The sequence below is a fragment of the Pseudomonas sp. P5_A2_2 genome (assembly GCF_054177685.1).
The window spans coordinates 1-3,601 of sequence record NZ_JBGCUL010000455.1; the positions used below are offsets into that span (position 1 = coordinate 1).

Genomic DNA, 3,601 nt, shown 5'->3' on the forward strand with positions numbered 1-3,601 from the left:
ATGTTAAGCCGTCATCGCGAGCAAGCTCGCTCCCACAGTGGATCGGCGCTAAACATGCCATCAAGGCGTACGGTTACGCCGGGTTTCGATGATGTTCGGCAACTGGGAAATCCGCCCCAGCAACCGCCCCAATGCGTCCAGCCCCGGAATCTCGATGGTCAGGGACATCAGCGCGGTGTTGTCCTCCTTGTTCGAGCGGGTGTTGACCGCCAGCACGTTGATTCGCTCATTGAGCAGCACCTGCGAGACGTCACGCAGCAGACCGGAACGGTCGTAGGCGCGGATGACGATGTCCACCGGATAGGTGAGCACCGGTACCGRCCCCCAGCTGACCTGGATGATTCGCTCGGGCTCGCGCCCGGCCAGCTGCAGCACCGAGGCGCAGTCCTGACGGTGAATGCTCACGCCGCGACCCACGGTGATGTAACCGACGATGGCATCGCCCGGCAACGGCTGGCAGCAGCCGGCCATCTGGGTCATCAGGTTGCCGACGCCCTGGATCTGGATATCGCCGCGCTTGCCCGGTTTGTAGCCGGTGGCCTTGCGCGGAATCAGTTCCAGCTGTTCGTTTCCTCGCTCCGGCTCGACCAGTTGCTGCGCCAGGTTGACCAGTTGCGCCAGGCGCAGATCCCCGGCGCCGAGGGCGGCGAACAGGTCTTCGGCGGTTTTCATGTTGGCCTTGTCGGCCAGCTTGTCGAAATCCACCGCGGGCAGACCGAGGCGATTGAGCTCGCGCTCCAGCAGCGTTTTACCGGCCGCGACGTTCTGGTCACGGGCCTGCAAYTTGAACCAGTGAACRATCTTCGCCCGCGCCCGSGAYGTGGTGAYGTARCCCAGGTTSGRGTTCAGCCAGTCGCGGCTCGGSGTGCCGTGCTTGCTGGTGATGATCTCGACCTGYTCRCCGGTTTGCAGGCTGTAATTGAGCGGCACGATGCGCCCGTTGATCTTGGCGCCGCGGCAGTTGTGACCGATTTCGGTGTGTACGCGGTAGGCGAAGTCCAGCGGTGTCGCACCCTTCGGCAAGTCGATGGCGTGACCGTCCGGGGTAAAGATGTAGACCCGGTCGGGCTCGATATCGACCCGCAGCTGTTCCGCCAGGCCACCGATGTCGCCCAGCTCTTCGTGCCATTCGAGCACCTGACGCAGCCAGGATATTTTCTCTTCGTAGTGATTGGAGCCGGACTTGACGTCGGTGCCCTTGTAGCGCCAGTGCGCGCACACACCGAGTTCGGCTTCTTCGTGCATCGCATGGGTGCGGATCTGCACTTCCAGCACCTTGCCCTCGGGCCCGATCACCGCCGTGTGCAGCGATCGATAGCCGTTTTCCTTGGGGTTGGCGATGTAGTCGTCGAACTCTTTCGGAATGTGCCGCCACAGGGTATGGACGATGCCGAGCGCGGTGTAGCAGTCGCGCATTTCCGGTACCAGTACGCGAACGGCTCGAACGTCGTAGATCTGGCTGAACTCCAGGCCCTTGCGCTGCATTTTGCGCCAGATCGAATAGATGTGTTTGGCCCGGCCGCTGATGTCGGCATCGACGCCGGTGGCCTGCAATTCGTTTTTCAGCTGGCTCATCACGTCGCTGATGAAGCGCTCGCGATCCAGGCGCCGCTCGTGGAGCAACTTGGCGATCTGCTTGTACTGGTCCGGCTCCAGGTAACGGAAGGACAAATCCTCCAGTTCCCACTTGATGTGACCGATACCCAGGCGATGGGCCAGTGGCGCGTAGATATCGAAGACTTCACGGGCGACGCGGTTGCGTTTTTCGTCGTCGGCGGTCTTCACCGCACGGATGGCGCAAGTACGCTCGGCCAGTTTGATCAGGGCGACGCGAACGTCGTCGACCATGGCCACCAGCATCTTGCGCAGGTTTTCCACCTGGCCCTGGGTGCCCATCACCAAGGATTTGCGCGGACTCAGGCTGTCGCTGATCGCCGCCATGCGTTGCACRCCGTCGATGAGTTTGGCCACCACCGGGCCGAAACGCTGGCTGACTGCCGGCAACGGGATCTGGCCTTCGCGCACGCCCCGGTACAGGACCGCGGCGACCAGTGAGTCCTGATCGAGTTTGAGATCGGCGAGAATCTCGGCGATCTCAAGGCCGGTACGAAACGTGGAGTTCCCTTCCGACCACAGATTCTGTGCCGCATTGGCTTGTTGTTCGGCCTCGCGAGCGTACTCGCAGGCCTCTTTCAAGGCTTCGCGATCCAGTGCCAGATCGACACTCACCGCGTGATCGAGCCAAGCCTCGAGATTGATACTGCCGTCGGTGTTGATCGGCTGGTGTGCTCTCACCTGTACCATCTTGCTTACCTTCCCTACGACGCAGATTCAATGCGTCAATTCGCTGACCTTCGTTACCCATGCGCCCACGTCGGGCTGGTGCGCGGCTGCACGGGCGGGCCAGTCGGACCAGACGAGCATCCTAGCTCGCTTCAAATAACGCCATGGCCTCGACATGCGCCGTTTGAGGAAACATATCGAGAATCCCGGCACGTTTTAACCGGTAGCCCTGCTTGATCAATTCGACCGTGTCACGCGCCAGAGTGGCCGGGTTGCACGACACGTACACCAACCGTTCGGCGCCCAGGGTCTTGAGCTTGTGAACAACCTCGAAAGCACCGTCACGCGGTGGGTCCAAGAGTACCGCACAAAAGCCTTCGGCGGCCCATTCGGCGTCCGTCAAAGGCTGGGATAAATCGGCGTGAAAAAACTTCGCGTTATGCAGATTATTGCTAGCCGCATTCGCCGCTGCCCGATCGACCATCACCCGCACACCTTCGACCGCCACCACTTCGCGAGCGGCCTTGGCCAGTGGCAAGGCAAAGTTGCCCAGGCCACAGAACAGATCGAGTACGCGCTCATCAGCGGTCGGCTTCAACCAGTCCAGCGCCTGGGCGACCATCGCTTCGTTGACTGCGGCGTTGACCTGGATGAAATCCCCGGGACGGTATGCCAGCTCCAGCCCCCACTGTTCAAGACGATAGCCCAAGGACTGATCGGCCTGGACCGGCTGCGGTTCACCGTCGCCATGCAGCCACAACTGGGCTTCGTGGAACGCGCAGAAATCCTTGAGGATCGTCAGGTCGGCGTCGGACAACGGCGCCATGTGCCGCAGCAAAACCGCCAAGGTCGAGCCGCTGAACAACTCCACATGCCCGAGTGCCTGAGGTTTGCTCAAGCGTCGCAGCATCTCCGGCAAGCGGGTCATGATGGGTTGCAAGGGTTGTACCAGCACCGGGCAATCATCGATGCCAACGATGTCCTGGCTGCCGGCGGCGCGGAACCCGACTTCGAGTTTCTTCGCCTTGATGTCCCAGCGCACCGCCACACGGGCGCGACGACGGTAGCCGAATTCCGGACCGGTCAATGGTTCGGCCCACTCCTCGGGCGCGACACCGGCGACCTTGGACAATTGCTCGGCGAGCATGCGCTGTTTCAGGGCGAGTTGTTCGTTGTGGGGCAGATGCTGCACGCTGCAGCCGYCGCAACGGCCGGCATGGGCGCACGGCGCCGGACGGCGCAATTCGCTGGCGTTGAACACCCGCTCGGTCCGCGCCTCGACCACTTTGCCGTGGGCACCGAGTACGCGAGCCTCGAC

General features: G+C 62.1%; 2 protein-coding genes. Both read right to left on the bottom strand.

What is annotated here, in order from left to right:
- Positions 1-60 precede the first annotated feature (60 nt).
- Positions 61-2,304: a GTP diphosphokinase gene (gene relA, locus ACXRVY_RS20310; RefSeq protein ID WP_458238085.1), complete on the bottom strand. Its 2,244-nt coding sequence runs from the start codon at positions 2,302-2,304 to the stop codon at positions 61-63.
- 121 nt (positions 2,305-2,425) lie between these two features.
- Positions 2,426-3,601, bottom strand: a 1,176-nt coding sequence (gene rlmD / locus ACXRVY_RS20315; protein ID WP_458238086.1) for a 23S rRNA (uracil(1939)-C(5))-methyltransferase RlmD, incomplete at its 5' end; no start/stop codon positions are given.